Origin of the sequence: Anabaena sp. CCY 0017 (assembly GCF_963920885.1) — a bacterium.
GTDB lineage: Bacteria > Cyanobacteriota > Cyanobacteriia > Cyanobacteriales > Nostocaceae > Nodularia.
The window spans coordinates 15,939-38,224 of sequence record NZ_CAWUDG010000034.1 but is presented as its reverse complement, the minus strand read 5'-3'; the positions used below and the strand labels follow the sequence as shown (position 1 = coordinate 38,224).

26 protein-coding genes are annotated in these 22,286 nt (G+C 41.7%); 8 read left to right on the top strand and 18 right to left on the bottom strand.

What is annotated here, in order from left to right; genetic code table 11:
• Positions 1 to 1,569: restriction endonuclease subunit S (locus tag ACM0OW_RS23555; RefSeq protein ID WP_414552854.1), on the top strand; the 1,569-nt coding region annotated here is incomplete at its 5' end.
• Positions 1,570 to 1,677: 108 nt separating this feature from the next.
• On the opposite strand, the gene ACM0OW_RS23550 is transcribed toward ACM0OW_RS23555, so the two are convergent.
• The 4 genes from ACM0OW_RS23550 to ACM0OW_RS23535 all read right to left on the bottom strand — a co-directional run bounded on the left by ACM0OW_RS23550 (position 1,678) and on the right by ACM0OW_RS23535 (position 4,118).
• A complete protein-coding gene (locus ACM0OW_RS23550; protein ID WP_414552852.1) occupies positions 1,678 to 2,055 on the bottom strand; it encodes a CopG family transcriptional regulator in 378 nt (125 codons plus the stop codon).
• The gene (locus tag ACM0OW_RS23545) at positions 2,052 to 2,696 is read right to left on the bottom strand and encodes an AAA family ATPase (protein ID WP_414552850.1); all 645 of its coding nucleotides are present in this window, start codon (positions 2,694 to 2,696) and stop codon (positions 2,052 to 2,054) included. The genes ACM0OW_RS23550 and ACM0OW_RS23545 overlap by 4 nt, the downstream gene beginning before the upstream one ends.
• Positions 2,697 to 3,165: 469 nt before the next feature.
• On the bottom strand, positions 3,166 to 3,762 hold the full coding sequence (locus tag ACM0OW_RS23540; RefSeq protein ID WP_414552848.1) for an ImmA/IrrE family metallo-endopeptidase: 597 nt from the start codon (positions 3,760 to 3,762) through the stop codon (positions 3,166 to 3,168).
• The gene (locus tag ACM0OW_RS23535; protein ID WP_414552847.1) at positions 3,759 to 4,118 is read right to left on the bottom strand and encodes a helix-turn-helix domain-containing protein; all 360 of its coding nucleotides are present in this window, start codon (positions 4,116 to 4,118) and stop codon (positions 3,759 to 3,761) included. The genes ACM0OW_RS23540 and ACM0OW_RS23535 overlap by 4 nt, the downstream gene beginning before the upstream one ends.
• A gap of 163 nt (positions 4,119 to 4,281) precedes the next feature.
• Here ACM0OW_RS23535 and ACM0OW_RS23530 point away from each other — a divergent pair, with 163 nt between their 5' ends.
• From ACM0OW_RS23530 to ACM0OW_RS23515, 4 genes are all read left to right on the top strand, one after another.
• Positions 4,282 to 4,755, top strand: coding sequence for a multiubiquitin domain-containing protein (locus ACM0OW_RS23530; protein ID WP_414552845.1), 474 nt, complete (start codon positions 4,282 to 4,284; stop codon positions 4,753 to 4,755).
• Positions 4,730 to 5,920: a ThiF family adenylyltransferase gene (locus ACM0OW_RS23525; protein WP_414552844.1), complete on the top strand. Its 1,191-nt coding sequence runs from the start codon at positions 4,730 to 4,732 to the stop codon at positions 5,918 to 5,920. The genes ACM0OW_RS23530 and ACM0OW_RS23525 overlap by 26 nt, the downstream gene beginning before the upstream one ends.
• Positions 5,921 to 5,924: 4 nt before the next feature.
• Complete coding sequence (locus ACM0OW_RS23520) at positions 5,925 to 6,353, top strand: DUF6527 family protein (RefSeq protein ID WP_414552842.1); 429 nt, start codon at positions 5,925 to 5,927, stop codon at positions 6,351 to 6,353.
• A gap of 264 nt (positions 6,354 to 6,617) precedes the next feature.
• The gene (locus ACM0OW_RS23515; protein ID WP_414552840.1) at positions 6,618 to 8,312 is read left to right on the top strand and encodes a hypothetical protein; all 1,695 of its coding nucleotides are present in this window, start codon (positions 6,618 to 6,620) and stop codon (positions 8,310 to 8,312) included.
• Between the two features lie 414 nt (positions 8,313 to 8,726).
• On the opposite strand, the gene ACM0OW_RS23510 is transcribed toward ACM0OW_RS23515, so the two are convergent.
• From ACM0OW_RS23510 to ACM0OW_RS23490, 5 genes are all read right to left on the bottom strand, one after another.
• A complete protein-coding gene (locus ACM0OW_RS23510; RefSeq protein ID WP_414552839.1) occupies positions 8,727 to 9,734 on the bottom strand; it encodes a tyrosine-type recombinase/integrase in 1,008 nt (335 codons plus the stop codon).
• 361 nt (positions 9,735 to 10,095) lie between these two features.
• On the bottom strand, positions 10,096 to 10,695 hold the full coding sequence (locus ACM0OW_RS23505) for a YdcF family protein (protein WP_414552838.1): 600 nt from the start codon (positions 10,693 to 10,695) through the stop codon (positions 10,096 to 10,098).
• Between the two features lie 322 nt (positions 10,696 to 11,017).
• A complete protein-coding gene (locus ACM0OW_RS23500) occupies positions 11,018 to 11,143 on the bottom strand; it encodes a hypothetical protein (protein ID WP_414552837.1) in 126 nt (41 codons plus the stop codon).
• 3 nt (positions 11,144 to 11,146) lie between these two features.
• The gene (locus ACM0OW_RS23495) at positions 11,147 to 11,575 is read right to left on the bottom strand and encodes a type II toxin-antitoxin system VapC family toxin (RefSeq protein ID WP_414552836.1); all 429 of its coding nucleotides are present in this window, start codon (positions 11,573 to 11,575) and stop codon (positions 11,147 to 11,149) included.
• Positions 11,572 to 11,802, bottom strand: a complete 231-nt coding sequence (locus ACM0OW_RS23490; protein WP_414552834.1) for a type II toxin-antitoxin system VapB family antitoxin — start codon at positions 11,800 to 11,802, stop codon at positions 11,572 to 11,574. The genes ACM0OW_RS23495 and ACM0OW_RS23490 overlap by 4 nt, the downstream gene beginning before the upstream one ends.
• Before the next feature lie 668 nt (positions 11,803 to 12,470).
• Here ACM0OW_RS23490 and ACM0OW_RS23485 point away from each other — a divergent pair.
• Together ACM0OW_RS23485 and ACM0OW_RS23480 are read left to right on the top strand one after the other, a co-directional pair.
• Positions 12,471 to 12,716, top strand: coding sequence for a hypothetical protein (locus ACM0OW_RS23485; RefSeq protein WP_414552833.1), 246 nt, complete (start codon positions 12,471 to 12,473; stop codon positions 12,714 to 12,716).
• Between the two features lie 1,037 nt (positions 12,717 to 13,753).
• Positions 13,754 to 13,948, top strand: a complete 195-nt coding sequence (locus ACM0OW_RS23480; RefSeq protein WP_414552831.1) for a hypothetical protein — start codon at positions 13,754 to 13,756, stop codon at positions 13,946 to 13,948.
• Positions 13,949 to 14,665: 717 nt separating this feature from the next.
• On the opposite strand, the gene ACM0OW_RS23475 is transcribed toward ACM0OW_RS23480, so the two are convergent.
• The 9 genes from ACM0OW_RS23475 to ACM0OW_RS23435 form a co-directional block, all read right to left on the bottom strand.
• Positions 14,666 to 15,124, bottom strand: coding sequence for a hypothetical protein (locus ACM0OW_RS23475; RefSeq protein WP_414552829.1), 459 nt, complete (start codon positions 15,122 to 15,124; stop codon positions 14,666 to 14,668).
• Between the two features lie 586 nt (positions 15,125 to 15,710).
• Positions 15,711 to 16,037 (bottom strand): hypothetical protein, encoded by a 327-nt coding sequence (locus ACM0OW_RS23470; protein WP_414552828.1) that lies wholly within the window; start codon positions 16,035 to 16,037, stop codon positions 15,711 to 15,713.
• 2 nt (positions 16,038 to 16,039) lie between these two features.
• Entirely contained in the window at positions 16,040 to 17,470 is a 1,431-nt protein-coding gene (locus ACM0OW_RS23465; RefSeq protein WP_414552826.1) for a hypothetical protein, read from the bottom strand.
• A gap of 11 nt (positions 17,471 to 17,481) precedes the next feature.
• Positions 17,482 to 17,649, bottom strand: a complete 168-nt coding sequence (locus tag ACM0OW_RS23460; protein ID WP_414552825.1) for a hypothetical protein — start codon at positions 17,647 to 17,649, stop codon at positions 17,482 to 17,484.
• A gap of 67 nt (positions 17,650 to 17,716) precedes the next feature.
• The gene (locus tag ACM0OW_RS23455) at positions 17,717 to 18,283 is read right to left on the bottom strand and encodes a hypothetical protein (protein WP_414552823.1); all 567 of its coding nucleotides are present in this window, start codon (positions 18,281 to 18,283) and stop codon (positions 17,717 to 17,719) included.
• A gap of 174 nt (positions 18,284 to 18,457) precedes the next feature.
• Positions 18,458 to 19,141 carry a hypothetical protein gene (locus tag ACM0OW_RS23450; RefSeq protein ID WP_414552822.1) on the bottom strand — a complete coding sequence of 228 codons (684 nt, stop codon included), beginning with the start codon at positions 19,139 to 19,141 and terminating at the stop codon, positions 18,458 to 18,460.
• A gap of 80 nt (positions 19,142 to 19,221) precedes the next feature.
• Positions 19,222 to 19,431, bottom strand: coding sequence for a hypothetical protein (locus ACM0OW_RS23445; RefSeq protein WP_414552821.1), 210 nt, complete (start codon positions 19,429 to 19,431; stop codon positions 19,222 to 19,224).
• Positions 19,432 to 19,614: 183 nt separating this feature from the next.
• Positions 19,615 to 20,475, bottom strand: a complete 861-nt coding sequence (locus tag ACM0OW_RS23440) for a hypothetical protein (RefSeq protein ID WP_414552819.1) — start codon at positions 20,473 to 20,475, stop codon at positions 19,615 to 19,617.
• 12 nt (positions 20,476 to 20,487) lie between these two features.
• Positions 20,488 to 21,030, bottom strand: coding sequence for a hypothetical protein (locus ACM0OW_RS23435; RefSeq protein WP_414552818.1), 543 nt, complete (start codon positions 21,028 to 21,030; stop codon positions 20,488 to 20,490).
• Between the two features lie 970 nt (positions 21,031 to 22,000).
• Between ACM0OW_RS23435 and ACM0OW_RS23430 the strand changes: the two genes are divergently transcribed.
• Entirely contained in the window at positions 22,001 to 22,225 is a 225-nt protein-coding gene (locus ACM0OW_RS23430) for a helix-turn-helix domain-containing protein (RefSeq protein WP_414552817.1), read from the top strand.
• Positions 22,226 to 22,286 lie beyond the last annotated feature (61 nt).

Sequence of the window (22,286 nt, the reverse complement as noted above, 5' to 3'; positions counted from 1 at the left end):
TTTCAAAATCGCCTTGTTTGCAGTTTGAAGCGTTTATGTTTGCAGTTCGCTACACCTAGTACTAGAGATATAGATAACTTTATTGAAAATGGTATTCCTTGGTTAACACCTGCTGACCTGTCAAATTATAAATTTACATATATAGGACGAGGTGCAAGAGATATATCTGAAAAAGGTCTTAGGAATTCAAGTGCAAGAGTTTTACCAAAAGGTGCTGTGCTTTTCACATCACGCGCTCCTATAGGTTACTGCGTTATTGCTTCTAATGAAATAACAACTAATCAGGGATTTAAGAGTTTTGTAATTTCTGGAAATATTTCACCTGAATTTATAAGATTTTACTTGTTAATATCTAAATATTATGCAGAATCTTTAGCTAGTGGTTCAACTTTCAAGGAATTATCAGCTAAACGAGTTGCGACTTTAGAAATTCCCCTTCCACCCCTCAACGAACAACGCCGGATAGTTGCGAAAATAGAGGCGCTGAAGGCTAGGAGTCAGCGAGTGAAGGAGGCGCTTGAGGAAATTCCTCAACTGCTAGACCAGTTCCGTCAATCTGTCCTCGCCGCCGCCTTTCGTGGCGACCTCACTGCTGATTGGCGTGAGCAGAATCCTGATGTTGAAGCTGCTTCGGTTTTACTTGAGCGCATTCGTGCAGAACGTCGCCGCCGTTGGGAAGAAGCGGAATTAGAGAAAATGAAGGCGAGTGGTAAAACCCCGAAGGATGATAAGTGGAAGGAGAAGTATAAAGAACCTGAAATAGTAGAAGAAGATATATTACCTGATCTTCCTGATAACTGGTGTTGGCTTCCATTAGAACTGGTTGCAGATGCAATTGATCCTCAACCTAGCCATCGAACTCCCCCAGAAGTACCGCACGGTATACCGTATGTAGGTATAGGGGATATTCGTCATGATGGAACTATTGATTTCGATGGAGCCAGAAAGGTTTCATTAGAAGTTCTCAAAGAGCATAAACAGAGATACAGACTTGAAAATGGAAATTTCATTTTTGGAAAGATAGGTACACTTGGTAAACCAGTAAAACTACCTCTTACCTGTGATTATACACTCTCTGCAAACGTCATACTTTTGCAGACTAGAAGTTTATTTTTAATAAGCGATTGGCTTTTTTACTTTATGAAAAGTCCTTTCGTTGAAAATCTATTAACACAGGATAGTCGTGCAACATCTCAGGCAGCGTTTGGAATTAAAAGAATTAGGCTTATGCCCGTACCACTGCCACCTATACAGGAGCAGAAACAAATTCTTTTGAAGTTAGAGCATTATCTATCAATAGCTAATCAGATAAAATCCTTAAAGGTGATGTGCCTTAAGGAAACAGATGAGTTAAACCAATCGATTCTTGCCAAAGCTTTTCGTGGTGAACTCGTACCCCAAGACCCCAACGACGAACCCGCCTCCGTCCTGCTAGAACGCATCCGCGCAGAACGCGCCAAACTCCAAACCAAAACAGCTAAAAAATCCCCCACCAAAACCCGCGCCCGACGCACCAAAAAAACACAACCGCAAGAAGAAACAGTGCAATTAGAACTGGGGTTGGAATAGTCAAAACAAGCAGGCGATGGCGAAACGCGATCGCAATCTTACAAAACGCCTCATCAATACTTGCTTACTTAATTACTGCATCAATTACTTAATTACTGCATTACTGCCTTAATCTTTTACGTCCTTGAGTGCTTCATCCAGGAGATAGCGCACAATTTCAGCCTTTTTTCTTCTAGTCCTGGCCGCTAGCATAGAGAGTTTTTGGTGCATGGACTCTGGTAAATCCACAGTTAACCTGATTGTTGCTTCTTTAGGTTTTTCGGGTTGGAGTTGAGACATTAAACTAGGCTTGGTTGATTGTATTATCTTGCTTGGGTTAGGCTCTGGTGGTTTCTCTTCCTGGGAAAGTTGTTTCTCTTGGGGAGACACTCCAGTTTCTTCATCCTCCGGGGATTGAGTTGGGGAATCAGAAAGCAGCGCTGACTCACCGTAGACAAACTCATGAGCCAGAGAATCATCTAAAGACTTCCGCTTTTTGTTAGTCATTTGAGCATCCCCAAAATTTCCTTAAATAGCCGCTCATACTCCCGCGCTGACTCGGTTGCTGGTCGTCCTGGTAAATCCCAAATGATTGCAGCTTGACCAAATGTATCTGCTATCGCTTGTTTTTGGTGAATTACAGTTTTGAGTACAATTGCTTCTTTGGATTTAGATAACAGTGCGATCGCTTCACCTAGTAACTTTGTCCCCTTAACAGCGCGACTGATGAATATAGCTGCTTGAGGCGCACCACCGCGCACAGACTGAGCTTGTTTAATTAAGCGAATGGCATCGCTAGCAGATTGTAAATCTAACCCTGTAGGCTGACAAGGAACTACAGCTAGATCCGCTCTGAATAATATTGCTCTGCTAGCTTCAGATAAACCGGCTGGACCATCTATGATTAGATAATCACATTGCGCTGCTAACTCTGGAATTTGCTCTAAGAGTTCATCGGGTGATTGCAGCACAGTTGTAGGAATTTCTTTATCCTCCATCGACTTGAGCCAAATCGAGCTGCTACGTTGAGCGTCAGCATCTAAAAGCTGAACTTTGTAACCTTTGTTGGATAACCAGCATGACAGATGGACGGCAGACGTAGATTTTGAACAGCCGCCTTTCTGGTTGACAAGGGCAATTACTGACATACTGCATTGATTACTGCATTGATTACTGCATTAAGTATATATGATGGAATGAATAATTTTGCATTGAAAAACTGGTGACTCAAAAAATCACTTGCCTAAATCCTGATTGCAACGGAAGCAAGAATCAAACCAAATCATTCGACACGGCAAAGACCGTCACGGAGGAGGGGTAAAGACAAGATACGCGCAAAATTTATCACGACGTAAAGTTTTGTAAAGTAGTCATGTATTTATGTCTTTCAAAGATTGCCTAGTTTGAAAAGATTGCCTAGTTTGAAAAGATTGCCTAGTTTGATCTGTGCCTTTAGGGATATACTGGCCTAGTTTGTGAGGCATAAAATGGAATTTTTCATCAATCGTTGCTATACCCCGGAGATAGTCTGCTTGTTACGGAACTGAGCTGCATGACGCGCTCACTATTAGATATGCTGGAAATTGTTAAGAATATTCAGGACAGGAATAGCCATAGCTATGCATGACGAGATAGCTGCTTCTCTACACCCGTTATGCGTAATCGGTACTTGTACAATTCCTTACTTACACCGAAGTAATCAGCCGCAGCTTCAATATCCATCTTCTGACGATGAGTGGCAGCGATAGCAGGTCTAGGAAGTAACAGACAAGCACCTAACCAATCAGCTTCTGCCTCCTGGCGCTTATCAAATGTACGAAAGCCTATGCCAGTGCTATCAGATACGATAATCTGACTCGATTCATGTTTAAGAAAGATGTGAGCCATCTCGTGCATCAGATCATTGGATTGGCGGGCAACTGAATGGGACGGATTGAGTACAATAATGTCTTTTGTTCCTGAGCGGACGGTAACGGCAGACCATTCATCGCCCTCCGGTGATTGAAGGTAACGAAGCGTTTCGTGGGGTAAGCCTGGCACATTGGCGAGTTCCCAGATAAATACATTTAAATATTTTGCGACTTCGCGTGCAGGCAATGGGTCTGTATCTTTCAGACCTAAATGTGACCTGACCTGAATCGCAGTGTTCTCACATCGCGATTTGAAACCCCGAACGAACAGTGCTTCATCATTTTTTGATATTGGGCCGATCATTCCTCGTCCTCTGCCACACCAGCTTGATGAATAGCAAGAATTAATGCACCCAGATGTTGCGAGGTCTTTGGACTCATTGTCTTGCCTGCCTTAAAGTGAGCAAGCATCACCGTTTGGTTGGGCTTGGATGCAGTTTCTGTTTCTCCATGCTCCTTATAACCCAGAATTTCGCCAGGATCGACTCCGAGCCAGGCACAAATTTTTGTAAAGGATTCGAGATCAGGCTGTTTCCCTGCCTCTACTCGTGATAGCGTCGCCGCGCTGATATTCATTTCTGCTGCAACTTGTCTCAGTCCTCTACTACCCCTTTGTTTCTTGATGAGGGGGCCAAGTTGCTCAAGTGTAAGCCGAGCCATAAAGAATCCTTTTGCTTTGTTTCACTATTGCAACGATGTTGCATTGATGATACGATGTATTTGAATCACTGAAGCAACGTTGTTGCAGAGATGGAATAGCTTCACTCTATCACCATTAGCATCAGGGGTTTGTATTGTATTAGCTTTTAGGTGTGAGGATTTGATGATGAGCGAAAAAGAACACAAGCATGATATGGGGCATAGTAAAGTCCGCGTCCATATAGATCGGAAACAGTACGAGTCGCCGAATCCAACAACAGGTTCGGCACTTTATGTACTTGGTCACGTTCCTCATGGATTACAGCTGTTTCGGGAGGTGGAGGGAAACCAGGAAGATAAAATCATTCCGAATGATGGAAATGAGATTCATTTCAAAGAAGACGAGCATTTCTATAGCACCAAAGAATTTAAGATCATCGTGAATGGTCGTCCCAAAGAGGTTACTTCAAGAGAACTATCGTTTACCGAGATTGTCTCTTTGGCATTTAGTAGTCCGCCGACAGGGGAAAACATCCTTTTTACAGTTACATACGAGAAAGGCAAAGGCAGCAAGCCTGAAGGAACTTTAGTCGAAGGACAATCGGTACATATTAAAAATGGGATGATCTTCAATGTCACAGCCACTGATAAGTCGTAGCCCGGATCTGAAAAAACTGCGCGATGAAGGGTACGACCTGGAAATTCGCTCCGGCTGTTTGCTGGTGAAGGATGTTCCCTACACGAATTCCCGCAGGGAGATCAAGCGCGGGATTCTAGTAATCAAGCTTGTACTCGCCGGTGACCAGACGGGCTGCCCCGACACACACATCGCCTACTTTTCAGGGGAATATCCCTGTAACGAAGACGGCTCGGAAATCGTGAAAATAAAGCACAGTAGCAACGCACATTCAATAGCCGAGGGCGTGTCCGTCAACCACTCTTTCTCAGCCAAGCCCAAGCCTGCCAATTCTTATCCAGATTACTACGCCCAGGTGACGACTTACGTCGCCATTCTTTCCAGCCCGGCGCAAAGAATCGATTCCACGGTCACGGCAAAGACCTTTCCCGTGATCGCTCCCGATGGCGATAGTGACGAACCATTCAATTACACCGATACGGCTTCCAGCCGGGCTGAAATTGTCCAAGTCACGAAGAAGATGGCGCTTAAGAATATCTCCATCCTTGGCCTTGGTGGCACCGGCTCTTACGTACTTGATCTAGTCGCGAAAACGCCGGTGAAGGAAATTCACCTCTATGACGGGGACACGTTCTATCAGCACAACGCATTCCGTTCGCCAGGCGCGCCGTCCAGCGACGATCTGAGAGCCAGGCAGCCGAAGGCGACCTATTTCAAGAATCTTTACGCGAAGATGCACCGGGGCATCGTCGATCACCCGATGTACTTGGACGCTGACAATGTGGAGGAGCTGCGCGGCATGGATTTTGTCTTTGTGTGCCTGGACAAGGGCAGCGCAAAGAAACTAATTATCGAGAAATTAGAGGAATTTGGCATTCCTTTCATTGATGTCGGAATTGGTGTGTATTTAGGTGATGAATCATTAGGCGGGACACTAAGAGTCACGACTAGCACCATAGAAAAGCGTGAGCATATAAATAGGAGAGTTTCTTTTTCAGACAATAACGGTAACAACGAGTATGCTCAAAATATTCAGATTGCTGATCTGAATGCTCTTAATGCAGCGTTAGCTGTAATAAAGTGGAAGAAAATACTTGGGTTCTATGAAGACTATCAGCATGAACATAACATTACCTACACGATAGGCGGCAATACACTGATTAACGAAGACCAGTTAGAAGGCTGAAGCGGTGCTTAGACACGAATTTGTTGAATATATTCCTGATAACCTCAATGACAACACTATCTATGTATCTATAAAGTTTGCAACGGTGGCTCATAAATGTTGCTGTGGATGTGGGAATGAGGTTTTTACTCCACTAAGCCCAACCGATTGGAAGTTAATCTTTAACGGTAAATCAATTTCGCTTGAGCCTTCGATTGGTAACTGGAGTTTTAAGTGTAAGTCTCATTATTGGATCAGACATAATAATGTTATATGGGCTGCCCAATGGTCGCAAGAAGAGATTGACGCTGCCAGAATATATGATCGTTCTGCAAAAGATAAATACTTTGGAGATGCTTCTAGCAGCGAACCCACAGAGAAACAACAGAACAATAAGCAAAAGCAAAGTTTTTGGATGCAACTAAAACAATGGTGGTTGCAGTGTTGGAAGTGACTGTAATGATACAAAGGTGATGTAGCCCTCAATCTGCATCTCCAGGATGGCGCTGCTCCAACCATTTTGGGTGGTCTGCTGGATGTACGAAACCCGCTGCTCTAGCACTTTTACGTGATCCAGCAAGACACAGTTATGCCGCAAAGGAATTTGTGCAGCAGGCTGCTGCACATTAAGGACTTCTAAAAATGAAATGGGTTATCTGTACTGTTATAACAGGATTGATGACAAATAATATAAAGCACATCATTTATAGTATTTGATATGGCGTTACTTAACTGGTTTCAGTATTCAGACCGTGAAGAATCACCCTATAACCCTACTAATGGCAGCACAATTACCCTTGAGAGTTTTTGGGTAAAAGAAGAAGGTAAATTTGATGCAGTAGATTGGCAACGTGAAGAATGGTTGACTAAATCCGCACTTGTCCCAATTGAACAGTTAAATGAGGCTGCTATAAAAATTAAATCACCTGATGATTTAAAGTTCCATATTGGATGGGATTATGATGATAAGTTTAATTTTGGTAACTTTACTCAATATGGAGAAATTGAGTTATTTCCTTTATACAATTTAATAAAGCATCCAGTAAATCAGGATTATCAAATTGAATTGAGTCGTGAATTTACTATTTATCACGCATTAGAAAAAAGACATCAAACAGAATATTATCACCCAGTTGACCAAATTCTTGTAGCTGAAACCAAGCTTGATTCTCATGCTATTTATGATCCAACTGCCAGGGTAACTATTCATCGTGATTATTTACGTGACTTTTTAGCAGAGCAGGAGATGGGACTACTTATTGCTGTCATTGCGGATCGCTTTGCGAATGCAGGTACAGAAGAAGAACTTGAGCTTGAGCAAATTGAGGATAAACAAATTGATGAATTTACATGGCTCTCAACAATTATTCATCCGCCTGAACATACTCATCATAGTTTTTCCCGTGGACGTTCTATTTTTAGGCGTAATTTTATAATTAAGCCCTATGACAAACCTAAGTATGAACGTACTCCGTGGTATTATTTTGGGAAAAAATATATTGATGAAGACCAACTGCCGAAATTTAAAATCAATGACGAAGGCGAGGAAAAACCTCTACCCCAAAATACTTTTCTTGAAAATTACATTGATAAAGGTATTGGGAAGTATGGGTATTTATATTTTCGTACAGCAGTTTTGCAAAAGTATCTCCATACCCCTGGATATAATGTATTTTTTCATATGCGAAATTGGGGAGTAGCTTCTTTACCAGGTGACAGAGGTACGATTGATGTAGGCATTAATTCTCAAGGACTGGTCAATGCTTTTGCTCCTGATATTGCTGATTTAACCCCATCAGAACAAGCTTATTGGGCATCGTTTTCATCTATACCAAGTGGTGAAATCTGTGAAGAGATGTTCCAGACCAGAATGCAAAGTGATCCACCTAATTCACCTGGAGTAGTTGATTTAATTCGGGAGGTATGCGCTCAACTTAGCAGTGTTTTTAAAAAGCAATTTTCTGTTGAATTATCGAACGAGATGGAACCGAGTAGTCAAGAACTATCTATGTTGAGTGTCGGCCCAATTAACAATCAATTTACTGAGGTTTCTGCTCTTGCCAAAATCCTTTACGGATGGGTTATTGAAACAATGCAAACCAAGGCTCTCAGAACTACTTTAAAAACATTAGGTGGAGCAGTTGATGACAAATGGAGACAGATAAAACTTTTAGAAGAAATTTTGACGATTAAGGAATCAGATAAAACTAAAGCTCGCAATATTACTGCACCTTTAGCTGGGTTGAACGATCTTCGTGTAGGGTCTGCTCACATTGGTAGCCCTAAATTCGAGGCTGCTTTTCAATTAATTGGAGTAACTGGAATGCCCAAGACACCAAGAGAAGGCTGGAATTTGTATGTTGATGCTGTAACAAAATCTTTAACCTCAATTTCAAGTATTTTAGATAGTTAAATCTTTCTAGCTTAGTGGTGCAGAAAACTTTTGGGAGTATCAAGAAGAGAAGACTGTGACACGGGAGAACTCAATTTGTTGTTCTATGTGCGTTCGTTTTTTGAGTGAAGCAGTAGCAGGTAGAGGACTCTTTCGAGGTAAGGTAACTAATCGGGGAATTAGCAGACGTTGATAACACAAGCGTTGAATTTCGCGTAATCCTAATTGTAAAAAACTTAATCCGCGTTGGCTATGCCAGTCGAGGATTTTGCGCCGACCTTCATGGACGACAAACTAGGCAATCTTTGAAAGACATAAATACATGACTACTTTACAGAACTTTACATCATGATAAATTTTGCGCGTATCTTGTCTTTACCCCGAGGAGTTGCTGACTGACTTTTCAGATTTTCTCTAACAGGCGCTATAACCGATTCAATCCAACCCGTCCATCAATAGTTCAGACATCTCCAGCTGATCACGGTTGCGGTTATCATCGTAAATCTGGAGCGTATTTAATTTAACGTGTCTACTGAGTTTTTGCGCCTTCCGTACATTGCCATCAGTCTTCTCCAGGACAGCAGTAATAGCACTGTGCCTACAACGGTGCGGACTCATGTGCTTTTCAACCCCAGCCCGTTTAAACAAACGCTTGACTATTTTATAGATACCATCCCCCGTTAACCTGTGACCAGAATTCTGAAAATCAACCGAAGTAAACAACGGACGGGACGAAGACATATCGCCACCCCTTGCAATCAGCCAATCAGTAATCGCTGTCACAGTGACTTTTGGCAGGTTGATTGTGACACGGGAAAGTTTGCCCTTACCCAAAATTGATAGCGTCCCCTTAGATCCATCAAAATGCCTTAAGTCCAAAGTGCTAATCTCATTTCTCCTCAAAGCATTGCCCCACAGCAGCAGCAACAAAGCATAGTCCCGCTTCCCTGCTAAGGTCGAGCGATCGCATCCCTTAATCACATTCAAAAATTCCTCGCCTGTACAACCACTGGTATCGCGGTAGGACTGTACTGGGATACTGTCCACATCCACAGCATAATTGCACACCCCCAGCTTGCGTCCAAAAGCAATCAAAGACTTAATAGCCGCCAGACGGCGGTTAATCGTGTTCGGTGATAAACCAGCTTCATTCAGTATGGCTCTGTATTTAGTCACAACCAGGGTAGCCTTGTGACCCTCCAGGTGCAAAAACTCCAAAATCGAATCGCACTGTGGTGGTTGCCCAGTCATGCGGTTAAAGAAATCCGTAATATCTCGGCGGTAAGCCCTACGGGTTCCCTCACTGTTTTTCGACCTGAGTAATTCCTCCAACACATCAGGTTGAGAGTCAATTACATCAGCAAAATATGTCTCAATTTTCGCCGCCAGGGCATTTTCTAAATTTTGGACTACAACTAACTCCACATCTGGCTCTTTACTCATGACTCCCCCAAGCTGCGGTATCGAGAAGGGACGTTTCCAATACCGTCTCTATTATGCAGCTGTTGGGGTCGCAGTGAAGGGGTTTTTCTCTGGTGGCTCACTACCAAATTGTCTACACTGGCTTCTATACCCTCGGTAGCTCAATTGTTGATATCAAATTTGGGCTGTGTCAAGCGGGAAATTTTTCATGCTCAGTGGATGCGATGGTGCAAAGCGATCTCCGCAGGCATTGCTTCCCTGGTTTCTATAAAACCTCTAGCGGTTAAGTATGCGATCGCCTCCTCCAGGTGCGCTCCGCGCCATCGCCATTGTAGTTGCCCATTGCCCCCACCAGCAATTTGGGTTGGCAGAACACTAGATGCTAGATTTTAAACATTAAGTAGACAAAGTAAAAATAAGTCTCTCGGCTCAAAAACTCCATCTGGCTGTGAAAACTGCGATAGCGAGTAGTAGGCGTGGGAGACGAATGTGCATCCATTCCTAAACCTCGTGCCATCAATACGGCTCGCTTCATATGCAATGGATCGCTGACAATCAAAAACTTGGTTAATTGGTGAGTCTTTGCTACTTCCAAAGCATTTTTGAGGTTTTGGTGAGTTGTGCGAGATTGAGTTTCAGTGAAAATGTCACCAGCTTTTACCTGTTGCGCTAGCGCATACTTTTTTCCAACTATAGCTTCAGCTGGTTCATGACTCTCACCAACTCCGCCAGTAAAAATGAGCGTTTTCACATATCCATTTTTATATAAGTTAATGGCGTGGTTAATTCGCTCTCTAAAAACAGGCGATGGTTCTTCTCCCCAAACTGCTGCTCCTAAAACAATTGCTGCATCTGCCTTGATATTATTACTACTGTTGCCATATAAATAAATCTTTGAGGCTGTAGATGAGATCGCCAGCAACAAGGCAGATATTAAAGCCACTGCCACTAACCTTTTTTTGGGAATTTTGTAATTGAACATGGGGCGTTGTGCTATTTTTCATACTTAGTTTCAATTTATAAACGTTTGGTAAATGTTATTGTCAAATTCAGCCCGATTGCACCGGGGTTATTGCTTGGACGAGCCATAGCTGACAATGGCTACGTCAAGATCACACAAAGCACGTTGGGAACTTCCAAAGAATACATTATCCCCAAAAAATTAATAAACCGCCCGTGAGTAGCATTGTCACAAGAATGTACGTTAAGCCCAAGATGCTTGGTGTCAATGAGTTTGAGTCGTCGCACTAAAATTTGTCTATTCGTGTGATAACTAAACTTATCGGTGATTGGCTGTGCCATTGTTAGAGGCGATAGCGCGGAGCGCACCTGGAGGAGGCAATCGCTAGATGAAATGGCGGGATTCCAAATTTGGCTTGCAGTTGGGCGATTAAGGCTGCTTCTAGTTCAGCTTCTGGTTGGGTGGTCATAATTTACACAAGACTGTAAGGATTCATAATTTTAACTGGTGTCAGTTTAAAATCATCAACATTGCGGGTAACTAAAGTCAATTTATGATGATGTGCTGTTGCAGCAATCAGACTATCCATTACAGCTAATTTTTTACCTTTCAATTCGGCATTTGCAGAAAATCTGGCCCAATTATCTAAAATATTATCGTTTAGCGGTAAAATATGAGAAGAAAATTCAATTTCTACTTTTTGCAGCCATATTTTGAGTTTTTGATATCGTTCAGGTTGTGAGTCTTGGATTTTATAAATCCCTTTTTTTATTTCAGCGATGGTAATACTACTTAAAAATAGTTGTTCAATGGATTGCTGATTAAACCATTGACTAACTTGGGGGTTGGGAGTTTTTTTTACAAACTCAGACATTACACAGGTGTCAATTAGATAAGTCATAGTTCAACATTCCTGCCTGTGTCTCTATCACGTTCAAATAACGAGGCGATATCATCTTCGGCAGATTCGTCGTCTATAAAACGTAGTCGCTCAAATAAAGGCAGTTCTTTTTTTTGTTGCTGCAAGTAATTGGATAAGATTTTAATGACTGCTTCCTGTGGATTTTCATAGTGACTGACTGCGATAATTTCATTAATTAGTTCATCATCTATTGTGATCATGGTCATGGTTTTGTCCTCGGTTGTGTAAAATAAAATTTATGCAATCTGAATGATTTTGGTAAGCCGATTGCATACTTATAGAAATAAATCCTATTTTTATTTTACGCCTGGATGGGGTAAATATAGCGCCAGATGTCATGAGGGGCAAGATAGGCTGGAAACTATGCTATATCTACGTTATAGCTTTTTGACATTGAACTTGAATTTGTGCAAGAGGTGCTTGCACAAATTCAAAATTCTGGTAAGTTTCCGCAAAACTCTTCATATATTTAAGATTGCGAGCAGAGAAACCTTTCATCTCAGGAAACGCTTTTGGCGGATTTTACCGACAATTGATCAATAATGCGAAGGTCTTCACAACCGCCCTTTCCGATAACTTTATTAAACCCCATTGCGGTGAACAGGGGTTAATACTAGGGTGTGGTATATGTGGTGAGTTATTCGTTGTCAACCTGTTCAGTGCAGGTTGTCATACTCCACAATCAAAACCCTGATAGCTTCAATTCGTGAGTGATCAGCAGGTGTTAGGGGCGGCTTTGTCGATGCTGTCACCTGCTGTTGAAGTCGGTAAATGCCTGTTTCTGAAGCATAACTTGAGCTAAAAGTTCACTTTATTGTGCAAATCACAGTAATTTGGCTACAGTATTGATAAACCCAAACAATTAGGAGTGAATATGGCTACAACCTATAATGTTACGTTTTACCTGCAAATTAAAGGTCAACAACCTTTAAAAATTATTGACCTAAATCATGTGCCAATAATACCTAGAATAGGTGAAGATGTGGCAATCAAATCAAATTCTGATAGTCCTTGTACTGGTACTGTTCAGCAAATTTACTTTACTTTTTCGGTAAAAAATGCATCAGATTACCAAACTCATGTAGATATTTATGTGAATCCTCGTATAGTAGGAGTTTAATTTAAAACCTAACGCTTAATAGATTGATGCAGGATATCGGCAAGAACTTATGTTGTTTGCAGATATCTTAAATGTAGTTAAATTGACGTATCACGACTCCTCTACACCACTGTCTATACCCCAGGATTTGAACCAAGATTAGCTTAAATTTATCGGTCACTACACCTGCCATACGCCTTATGTGAGTTAAAAATATTGTCGTGAAATACGGGTTAATCGACATTAGAGTTAGGGAGGGAGCAGGACAGGATTTGCGCTCACCTTCACAGTAGAAAACTTGTAGAGCAAGACCTTTAAGGCTAAAAAAAGGTAATTTTTTACAGGACTTTACCCCGGATTTCTCACAAGCTTTGCGATCGCTATTACCAAACCTTTATCAGGCTTAGATTTCGAGCGTTTTAGATACTGCACGAATCACAGCAGTATGTGAACAGGGTATTTTATCTCAAGTCTAAGTGGTATAAGCGTTTTGGGCTAATCGTTTAAACCTTTGTGAGAAATCCGGATTTACAAGGTGGCCCCTGGTTGCACTATAAATATCTCAGCATAAAGTTTTTATAGTGAATGTAACGTTATAAACGGCTAATATTCCTAAGCTCGCTTTACTTTCAGCAATATTAATAATAGTAATAACTTATTTTTTTTAAATTTAAATAATAGTTAATTAAGAAATTTAAAATATTAAGTCGCTTTTAAAAAAAAACTTTAAAGATTGAGATATGGGTAAAAACATGGTTGGGTTTCACATCTTATAAAATTTCAAGCTTTAATTCAGACTGGAGTTTTTACTCATGAACTTAAGAAAACAGCGCACAAATGATTAAAAAAGGAGCTATTTAAGCGTTATGGATGTAGTACCACTAAAACGCATAGGCATGACAGTATTGCTTACAGCATCAACCCTTGGAATGCTGCCCTTATCAACGTATGCACAAGACTCTACTCCAAAAAAACCTCCAATGCATAATGTCTACGAATGCATTGGAAGGAGATGTTCATCCGGAGTTAGTGAAGAAGACAGAAAAAGGGTTGAAGAAATGAAGCCCAAACCACCCTGTTCAGGGTGTCATGGTAATACGTACCCCAAACCTGACGATGATTTAGGTGGTGATAGTCCTTCTCCCATAGATCCCTATAAGAATCCTTCCCGTGGTTCGCTTGGTTATCCTTCCCGTGGTTCGCTTGGTTATCCTTCCCGTGGTTCGTTTGGTTATCCTTCTGGGGTTCGTTGAACTATTCGGGTATCCATTGTGAGGTAGGGTGATTAGGGGTAAAAGTAGCGGTGCGATGTAGAAGTTGAGTGTTAAAGGATGAAATAAATCCTTACAAAATGAGTGGAGAGCCAACTCTCCCGGTGGAGGGGAGAAAGTAGCGAAGCTGCTATCAGCCGCCATGCAATGGCTGAAAACGCTACCCAGAGATAGTTTCAGAAAAAATTTTTTCAACTTTTACCTTAAAATGAGATTTTGACCAATTGGATGCACACTTAAAGGTGTACCATTTAAACCTCACTGATTTTTACAGCCTGAAAAACCGCATGGCTACGTTACAAAACGCAGTACCAAATAGCCTAAAAGGTCAATTGGTACTGCAAAAACAAGCTTTTTCTGAAAATTTCGGGTGAAAGAGCTATTTTATTTCTGTAACTCCTGCGTAACAAGGCTTTCAGGCGTTGCGTGGCGGTTCATGACAGGCTCGCTACTTTCACCCCAACTAGTGAATTTCGCAGTCTTCTAGAGCATTTTTAAAGTTTTACCCCAGAACTATTACCATACGCTAAACCTGTATACAATGTATACATCTGTGTACACCAAACATCATAAAAAATGCAGGTTTAGGCGATTCTAGAGGGGCAAAGGGCTTTGTTTTTAAGAGTCAGGAGGGTGAATTCCTGGCTTAGGCATCCATATACTGCTTGCGGTTTACGGGAGAGCGTCACTCCAACTATTCTAATCGCAGCCCTGAAAGGTGTCTGGTGTTTTGGGCTTAAGAGTCGCGCTGGAAGTAAGTATAAATGTCTCCGATTGACTTGGGAAATAATAAACTCGTACCTCCGTACCCACCGTTAAAGACTGACCACCAAATCCAGACCTAAATTCAGTATTAACGCGCTCGATTCGAGCCTCCTTTGAAACATCACATACATTATCAAAATCTGCAATAGGCATTTTCACCTCCTCTGGTTCTGCTGCTGATTCGTCTGCCTCCAGTGTCGCTTCATTCGGCAACGGCTCTACTCTATTTCCTACGTTGTTAAAAAAATCCCTCACAAAATTATCCAAACACAACCCACTACAACTACGACTACCAATCACACGAATAGTGTCCAGGTCTTGGGCGAATACAGGAGAAGCAACTGGTAGTAGTAATGCACAAGCAGTAGCCAATGAAAAGAGTTTCAACATCATAAAATTACCGTAAAATCATGTAACTTCACTGATGTTTTCAACACCAAAATGTTCCCGAAAGCTCCCTTTATTAGCGATAATGGCGTAAATAGAAGGTTCTAGCTGATTTGTTGAATGTCCGCACGGCAGAAGTAAGTTCTTTTTTACACGGTCAATTACCTCCTGGTCGCACTCAGGACTTGAGAGAGCAGATGCTCAAAATTGAAATTCCGGCGTATAAGCGTTAGGGTAAAATTTACCCTAATTTTAATGAGCTTAACGTAAACAGTTGGGCTATCAATGCCAAAATACCTTAGATATCAATACTTTCAGCCGTTAGGGTAAACCTTCACCCTAGATTTTCCCTAGTCAGATCCTTTTTACTCGCCAAACTAGTAACACTGTACTAATAGACTAAACCGTTTAGTCTAGATACCCAGTTTGAGCCGTCGCCCCAATTCGCTCTAACTTATTTATTTTCGTTAATAAATATCTAAGCGTATGCTATTTATATTCGTCAATAAATGTTTAATCGTATGTTACATAGTATTGTGTGTAGCATAGTATCTGTACACAAAACTGCATCGCTATATGGAGGTATGACGATCTAATCTTTAACCGCCAAAACTGTTACTAGCGTCAGCTTGTAATTTTTGGGATCTGATTCACATTGCATAAATTGTTTGGAGGGGTCGTAGTTTAGGTATGCGGGAATGTCGGGTTTATCTGTATTGGCAACGACGGCTAAACAAATTTGGAACCCATACAAGTATCTATGCTTGCCAGTTGGGGCGATGGGCATATCAGAAAACTCCTTAAAGAGCTGCCCTGTTATTAGAATCCCCCGGCCATATTTCAAGTAAGATTTGTGGGCAAAGGCTAGGAGCGAGCGCAATTCCTCAGTCGTTTCAGAAACTCGAATTTCATCAGGCATGACTATAATTCCTCAAAATTGATGGGCTTACCGTTGAAGTGCTGGTAAATGCGTTCAGGGTGCATCCAGTCTGGTAGTGAGTGTTCAACATCTTCTAAATTATTACCGTTCTCATCGACAAGTCCATAGCGGACAACTACCCTAGACAGTGGTGTTTCACCATTGGCTGAGAATTTCTCCAGTAAAATTGTCCCTGCCTTACGTGCTGATGCTGTACCATCTGGAAAGCTTTCATTGGTGGCATTGTGCGTTATCCCCAGCAGGTATTCCTTGGCTTTGCGGGTGTCGGTAAGGGACATTTTGAAAAAGGCGATCGCCGTGTCACCACAAAGTGATTTTAAATTGGTAAATTCATCACAAATTACCTGCTGCTTAGTCTTTGGCTTCTGCTTAATCCGTTGCAGCCAGCGATCACAACATTCATCAAAAGCTGTACTAATATCTTCTTCAGTTTCAGCTAGTGTGTAAGCTTGTAGCAATTTCCACACCTCGGCATTGTCGCCAGTGGCGTGTCTATCAATAAGCTGGTGTACTGGTGCATCAAGGCAGTATTTTCTGATTAATGCGATCGCTCCGGCTGTGTAAGTCTTACCTGACCCTTGATTACCAATCAGCCACAATGGTTTAAGTGAATTGATGATAATACACAAATACCCATCTTCATGGTGTTTCAGGGCATCTATCAAACTGGTTTTGAGCGCTTCATTAGGTGATTGGGTATCAGTTTTACTGTCAGTAATTGGTTTTGATATCTTCTCAATTTTACGGGTAGTCTCAACAGTGGATAAACGATTGTCAGCAATCGCCTTGTCTAGTTCTGATATCTGTAACTCGTGACTTTTAAGTGCCACTTCACCCTGCAATTGTCCGTTAATGTGATCTAACTGCTGTTCTCCTTCACTCTTCAATTGTTCGATTGCCCCGGCGGTATCCCGTGCAATAATCTCCTTAGTTATTTGGGCTTGATGCTGTTTGCTATATGCAGTTAAGTCTAAGTGATTAGACACATAAATATCATTCTCCAATGCTTTAATTTTCAGCAGTGAGAATTGAGAATGAATTGCTTTCTCCTGTGTATCTGTGAGTGATTTACTTACACCATACGCACCAATTAAAAGAACAGTTCCCACTACACCATATAAAGGGGCTTTGGGTGCTTCTGGTGGGAGTACGCGTAAGAATTTCACCTTGCTATCAAAAGTAAAGTTACGCCGTTCCCGGTCAATTATCCAACTAATCCCCCGCTTGATTTGATGACCCTCGCACAAGTCAGTATTAGGATTAAAGCAGAATAATGTTTCAGGATATTTGGTAGTGTCCGCAAACAGTGGAAGACATAGCGAAACACCACCAATAAACAAAGCAGTTGATAAGAATGTGGCTGTTCTTCGTTGTGCTTTCAGGTGGTGGTTGAATTGTTCTATTTCCTGCATGGTTCAATTGTTCACTTTATCCATACAAACAGCAAAGCCAATAAAAAACTTACAATCATAATTAACTCAATGTGAATCATGCCAGCATTGATGAAATTAATAATGCTTCTATCTATTTGGTTTTCACGCATCCAGTCTGCAAGTAATGCCAAGTTGTAACCAGTGTCGTACAATCCCATGATTAAATAGTTGGCGGATACGATGAACACTAGCACCCCTATGAAATTAGTTAAAAAACCGTTCTTTCTATACATCTGAGTTCCCCTTATTCCTGATGTTTGAAAAGGCTATTAACCCCACCCCGACTACACCAGCTATTAATAGTTCTAAGCCTGGGATTTGAACCCCACTACCCAAGGACTCAGCCGCTTTTATCTCGCTGTAAGTTTCCTTAATGGCTGCATGAGTTTGATAGACTGCACTGCTAATTTTTCGGGTGGAATGCCAGGAAATAACCCCACCAATGGCAAGTTTGGAAATTGCAACCAATGGTTTACTGTGGCGTACCTCCCAACGCTCACTAGATAATTCAAAATTGAAACTTTCGCCAGCATCGATAAGTCCGGGAAGCAATGCACAAATAATGCAAGTTGCAACTATCAAACTAATAGAAACTTGTAGGGTAAATAAGAACCAACTGAGACTGACTGAACCAAGTTGACAGACTAGAAATAACACCCCACTGTCAAGCCGTTTACGCGCTTCTATCTCTTCATACAATTTATTTTCAATGTATTGCAGATATCGCGCTGTCTCTTGATTTGGTTCTGAGTCTTCAGTATCTAGCAGTTCATCAAGGTGGTCAGGCTGCATAGTAGAATTGGTGGGGTTTTACATACTCAAACCCCAGAAACGTTGACTGTACCAATTTGAGATTTTGGATTACTCAATTTTGGATTTGTGATTTTGGATTAACAGATTTTTTATTTTTTAATATAAAATCGGCAATCTAAAATTGATTGACAGACGACTGGGGTTATTTATTGGTTAGAAACCTAGTGCAGTTTTCAGTTGGAGGAGTTTAGCTTTTAGTCCTGGAGATGATTGATAGTCTTTTTCAGGTATCAGGTCATATCTGGCTTTGTCTCCTTTATTTAGTGCTTCGTTCAATTCTTTCTTTTCATACTGTTCATCTGCTGCTATTTGTTTGATTTCGGGACGGTTAGATTGTTCCAATAAACTGGTCTTTTGGTCGATTCCTACCAAGTGTGCATCGATATAGCCCTTAATTTGGGTGTAATTCATCTGGTATTTGTGGCGTTGTGATTCCGCCGACTTAGAAGCCACAAATTCAGCCGCTAACTCACTCCGCGAATGACCATATTTTGTGTTTTCAAGGGTGGCTTTCATGGTCGCTTTATCAATGGCAATCGCTGACTTGCCAGCTTGAACCAGAATATCGCTTACAGCTTGATTGTATGCTTCTGTACCAGAGATGATTTGCTCATACAATTGGGCTAGTTTAGGCGCAAATTCAGCGCTTAAACTACCTTGTCTTGCTAGTTCTCCTATTTTTTGGGCAGCTTGGACATCACCATTTAAAGCAGCATCAAAGTCTGATAATTCTACACCAAACTTGTTTTTTAGGATGGAGCTAATACGTTTCGCTTTGGGCTGGACGTGGTTCTTGAGTGTTGGAGATTTTGCGGCTTTGAGTAATTTTTTAGTCATTGCTGGTAATATTGGGGTGAAAATTATATGGATTATTTGCGATTTCCTCCGGTAATGCACTCCGTAGGAATCGCACTTTCTCAACTGGTGAAACCTTCTAGGGAGAAAGTTTTGATTGGTTCGGACGGTGGTAAAGTCTCCCAATGCAGTTCAAGCAATGCTTGCTGGGCATCTCCTAAAGTTAAATCAGGGCTGTACTCTACTGCGTGAAAATCTGGATGCTTTTGGATTTGGTCAATTAGCGCTAGGGATTGGTTAATTAGTGTTGACAGTTCCTTACTTTCAGTCATTTTTTGAACCACTGGGGAACCTCCAAGTAAATATTAGGATCTTGAAATTCTCGGTACTCCGGCTTGGTGACTCTGTGGCGACTAAAGCGGTAGTTATCAAAGGCTACAAGTACAGCAGCAAGGGATGAAATTATCAGAATGATGGATATGGCTTTTGACGGATTAAAACTGATTACAAAGCTGTTAGCCTGCTTTAGTTGGTGGGAGTGCAAATACTTTGAGGGCTTGTCTTGTTTGTTGGCGAAAGCGTTCGGAACCGCTTTTGATATCTTGGCTTATGCTCCTTAATCCATCATTTAGCAGTTCGGAATTTTCAGCGTCCAGATTGTGAATTGTCTGTTTAACTTCTTGCACAATATGTTTAATTTTCTGCCTACTCAAAGCTGCTTTATGCTGGACAAATGCTGTGATAGCTGACTTTATCTCCTCCAGTTCATCATCTGAATTTGTACTGGCATAATCGAAGTTTTCAGCTATGGCTGTAACGTCTTCAAGGTTTAGTGCGATACCCATGCTTTCGGCAGTAGATGCAACTAATTCAGAAGTTTCTTGCAATTCAATGGCGGTGGCTTCTGGAGGATCATCTTCACAGGCTATCGCTTCTCTTCGAGACGCTCCGCGTTGGCTCGCCGCAGGCATCGCGTGGAGATCATTTTGTTCTATGCTTGGTTTTAATTGGGTTTCTTCATTTAACGAAATCCCCTCGCCCTGTGTGATTTCTGGAACGAGCGCTGGCTTTTCTTGTTCAATCTGTTTCTCTGGTTCTGCAATCGCTACCGCCTCTGGTTCCCTGGTTGTCTCAGCCTGTTCAGACTCTACTTGTGAGAGAAATTTTTCTTCAACGAGTTCATCAGCTACAGATATTTGGCTTTGAACTTTGAGTTTAAGATAGTCAACGGCTTGACTCAATTGTTCTTTGGTGGGATTGTTGAGGTCATCGCACTCTACAGCAATTGCTGCATCTGTGTAATCGTGTTTAGTGAATCCTTGATAACCCTGCTTATATAAACGAGCGCGGACGTTGTTAGTGAATTTATTAGACATGGTGATTGCTCCTTATTTGGCTAGTGTTAAAACTTGGCTGTTTGCAGATTTCACGGGCGGCGATTGCCTATGACCGGACACACAATCGCGCGATCGCTTGTTGATTGCCCATTGGGTGGCGACAAATGCAACCAGGGCTAAATCTTGGCTCTGATACGAGTGAAGGGCGTTATAACTCAGCCCAGCTTGGCTAAACCAGTAATAACGAGTGCTACGGGGTACAGCGTCCAGCTTGATTTTTAGATAGTCGGCGAGGGCGACTAGGAATTGCTGACCTGTGTATTGAAGGTGTTTGGCATCATAGAAGTGTTTAAAGGCTTGCCAGCGTTCGCTAAAGTCAGAGGTTCTAAAGGAAAAGGCTGGACATTTACGCTTGATGCCTGCATAGGTTTCAACAATGCTCATAGCATTGGCGGATTCAATTTCTAGGGAGAAATATCGCTTCAAGGATGCAACTACGCGATACCAAGTGATATCTGAAATGCTTTTTCCGATGATGCGTTCGTAAACTTCTCTGAGTTGACGATACTTAGTTACATATCTTTTTGTTGCCACATTTACTCTGTTTTATTACTTAAGTGTGTATAGAATTGACCGACTATCCGTAAATTCAGGTTATTTGACAGACTAAATTAGCTAGAAACAGTTATCCTGATACGCCAAATTAGCTAGGCACTATCAATAACCTTGGAAAATTGACTTTAGACAAATGTTCTTGGCTCATTTGTAGAGGCTATAACCACGTAAGAACAGGGCTTGTCAGCTTTCAAGACATACTGACACTTTTCGTTTACAAGGGCGTACACGCACCCATGAGCCTAGTTTTTGGCGATGGCGTTGCTTAACTCTGCATAAAAGGTGGTCGGAAATCAAACACGTTACCACGAGCAGGGCTGTATCTCTTGACTATTTCAAAATCATTAAAATTCTAGGGGTTGTAATTATAGGATTCGTGTTCATTTAGTAGTTCCCCCAGGGCTGGGATTGCGTCACCTAGCGTTAGTCTGGATAGTATTCTAGTTGCCTGAATTCCTCGGAATCTCGGATGTCTTTGAGCAAGCGTTCAGTAGCTTGTAAACGCCTAATCTGATTAGATGTCAGCATTGTTTCTCCTTTGTTTAGTAGTTCACTGATTGCTTTGTAATTGCGCCACTTGATATGCCTCAATACTTTGTCATGATGCAGACGCACACAATTACCGCGACCGCAGAAGATGAGCGTGTGCAAAGCACACGCAGCGCGTTCGCTATCGCAGATATTGCTGTGAGTAGTCGAATTGAATAGTCGAATTCTGTCAAAACAGCGTTTGCAAGCCTTGCAACCCTCAAAAGGAACTCGCCTTAGCGTTTTGCGCTTGGGTCTTACTTACGTCTGCCTTAAGTTATTGACGTATCGATAACCTTGACACTACTATATTAGCAACTACTTACTATATTATCAAGTAGTTAGTGAAAATTAAGGAGGTGGTGCGAACGCACAGACTCATAGGATAATTAGTTGCTGATATAGCAAGTAGTTATTAGTAATGCCAGTGCGTAACACAATAAAAGCTTTTATTAATGCGAGGGGTATAACTCCTTATCAATTTGGTAAGGAAACAGGAATTGCTCAGGGAACTGCCTACGCCCTGTATAACAACCCAGAACAGCGACCAAGCCCTAGTGTTTTGGATAAAATTTGTGATTTTTATGAAGTGCAGCCCAGTGCATTTCTGGAATGGGTTAAACCAAGAAAGGAGAAGGACAAATGACCAACGCCAACCAACACAGTAGGCTAGACCCGGATTGAGCGAGTACTTAAACGGGTGGCAG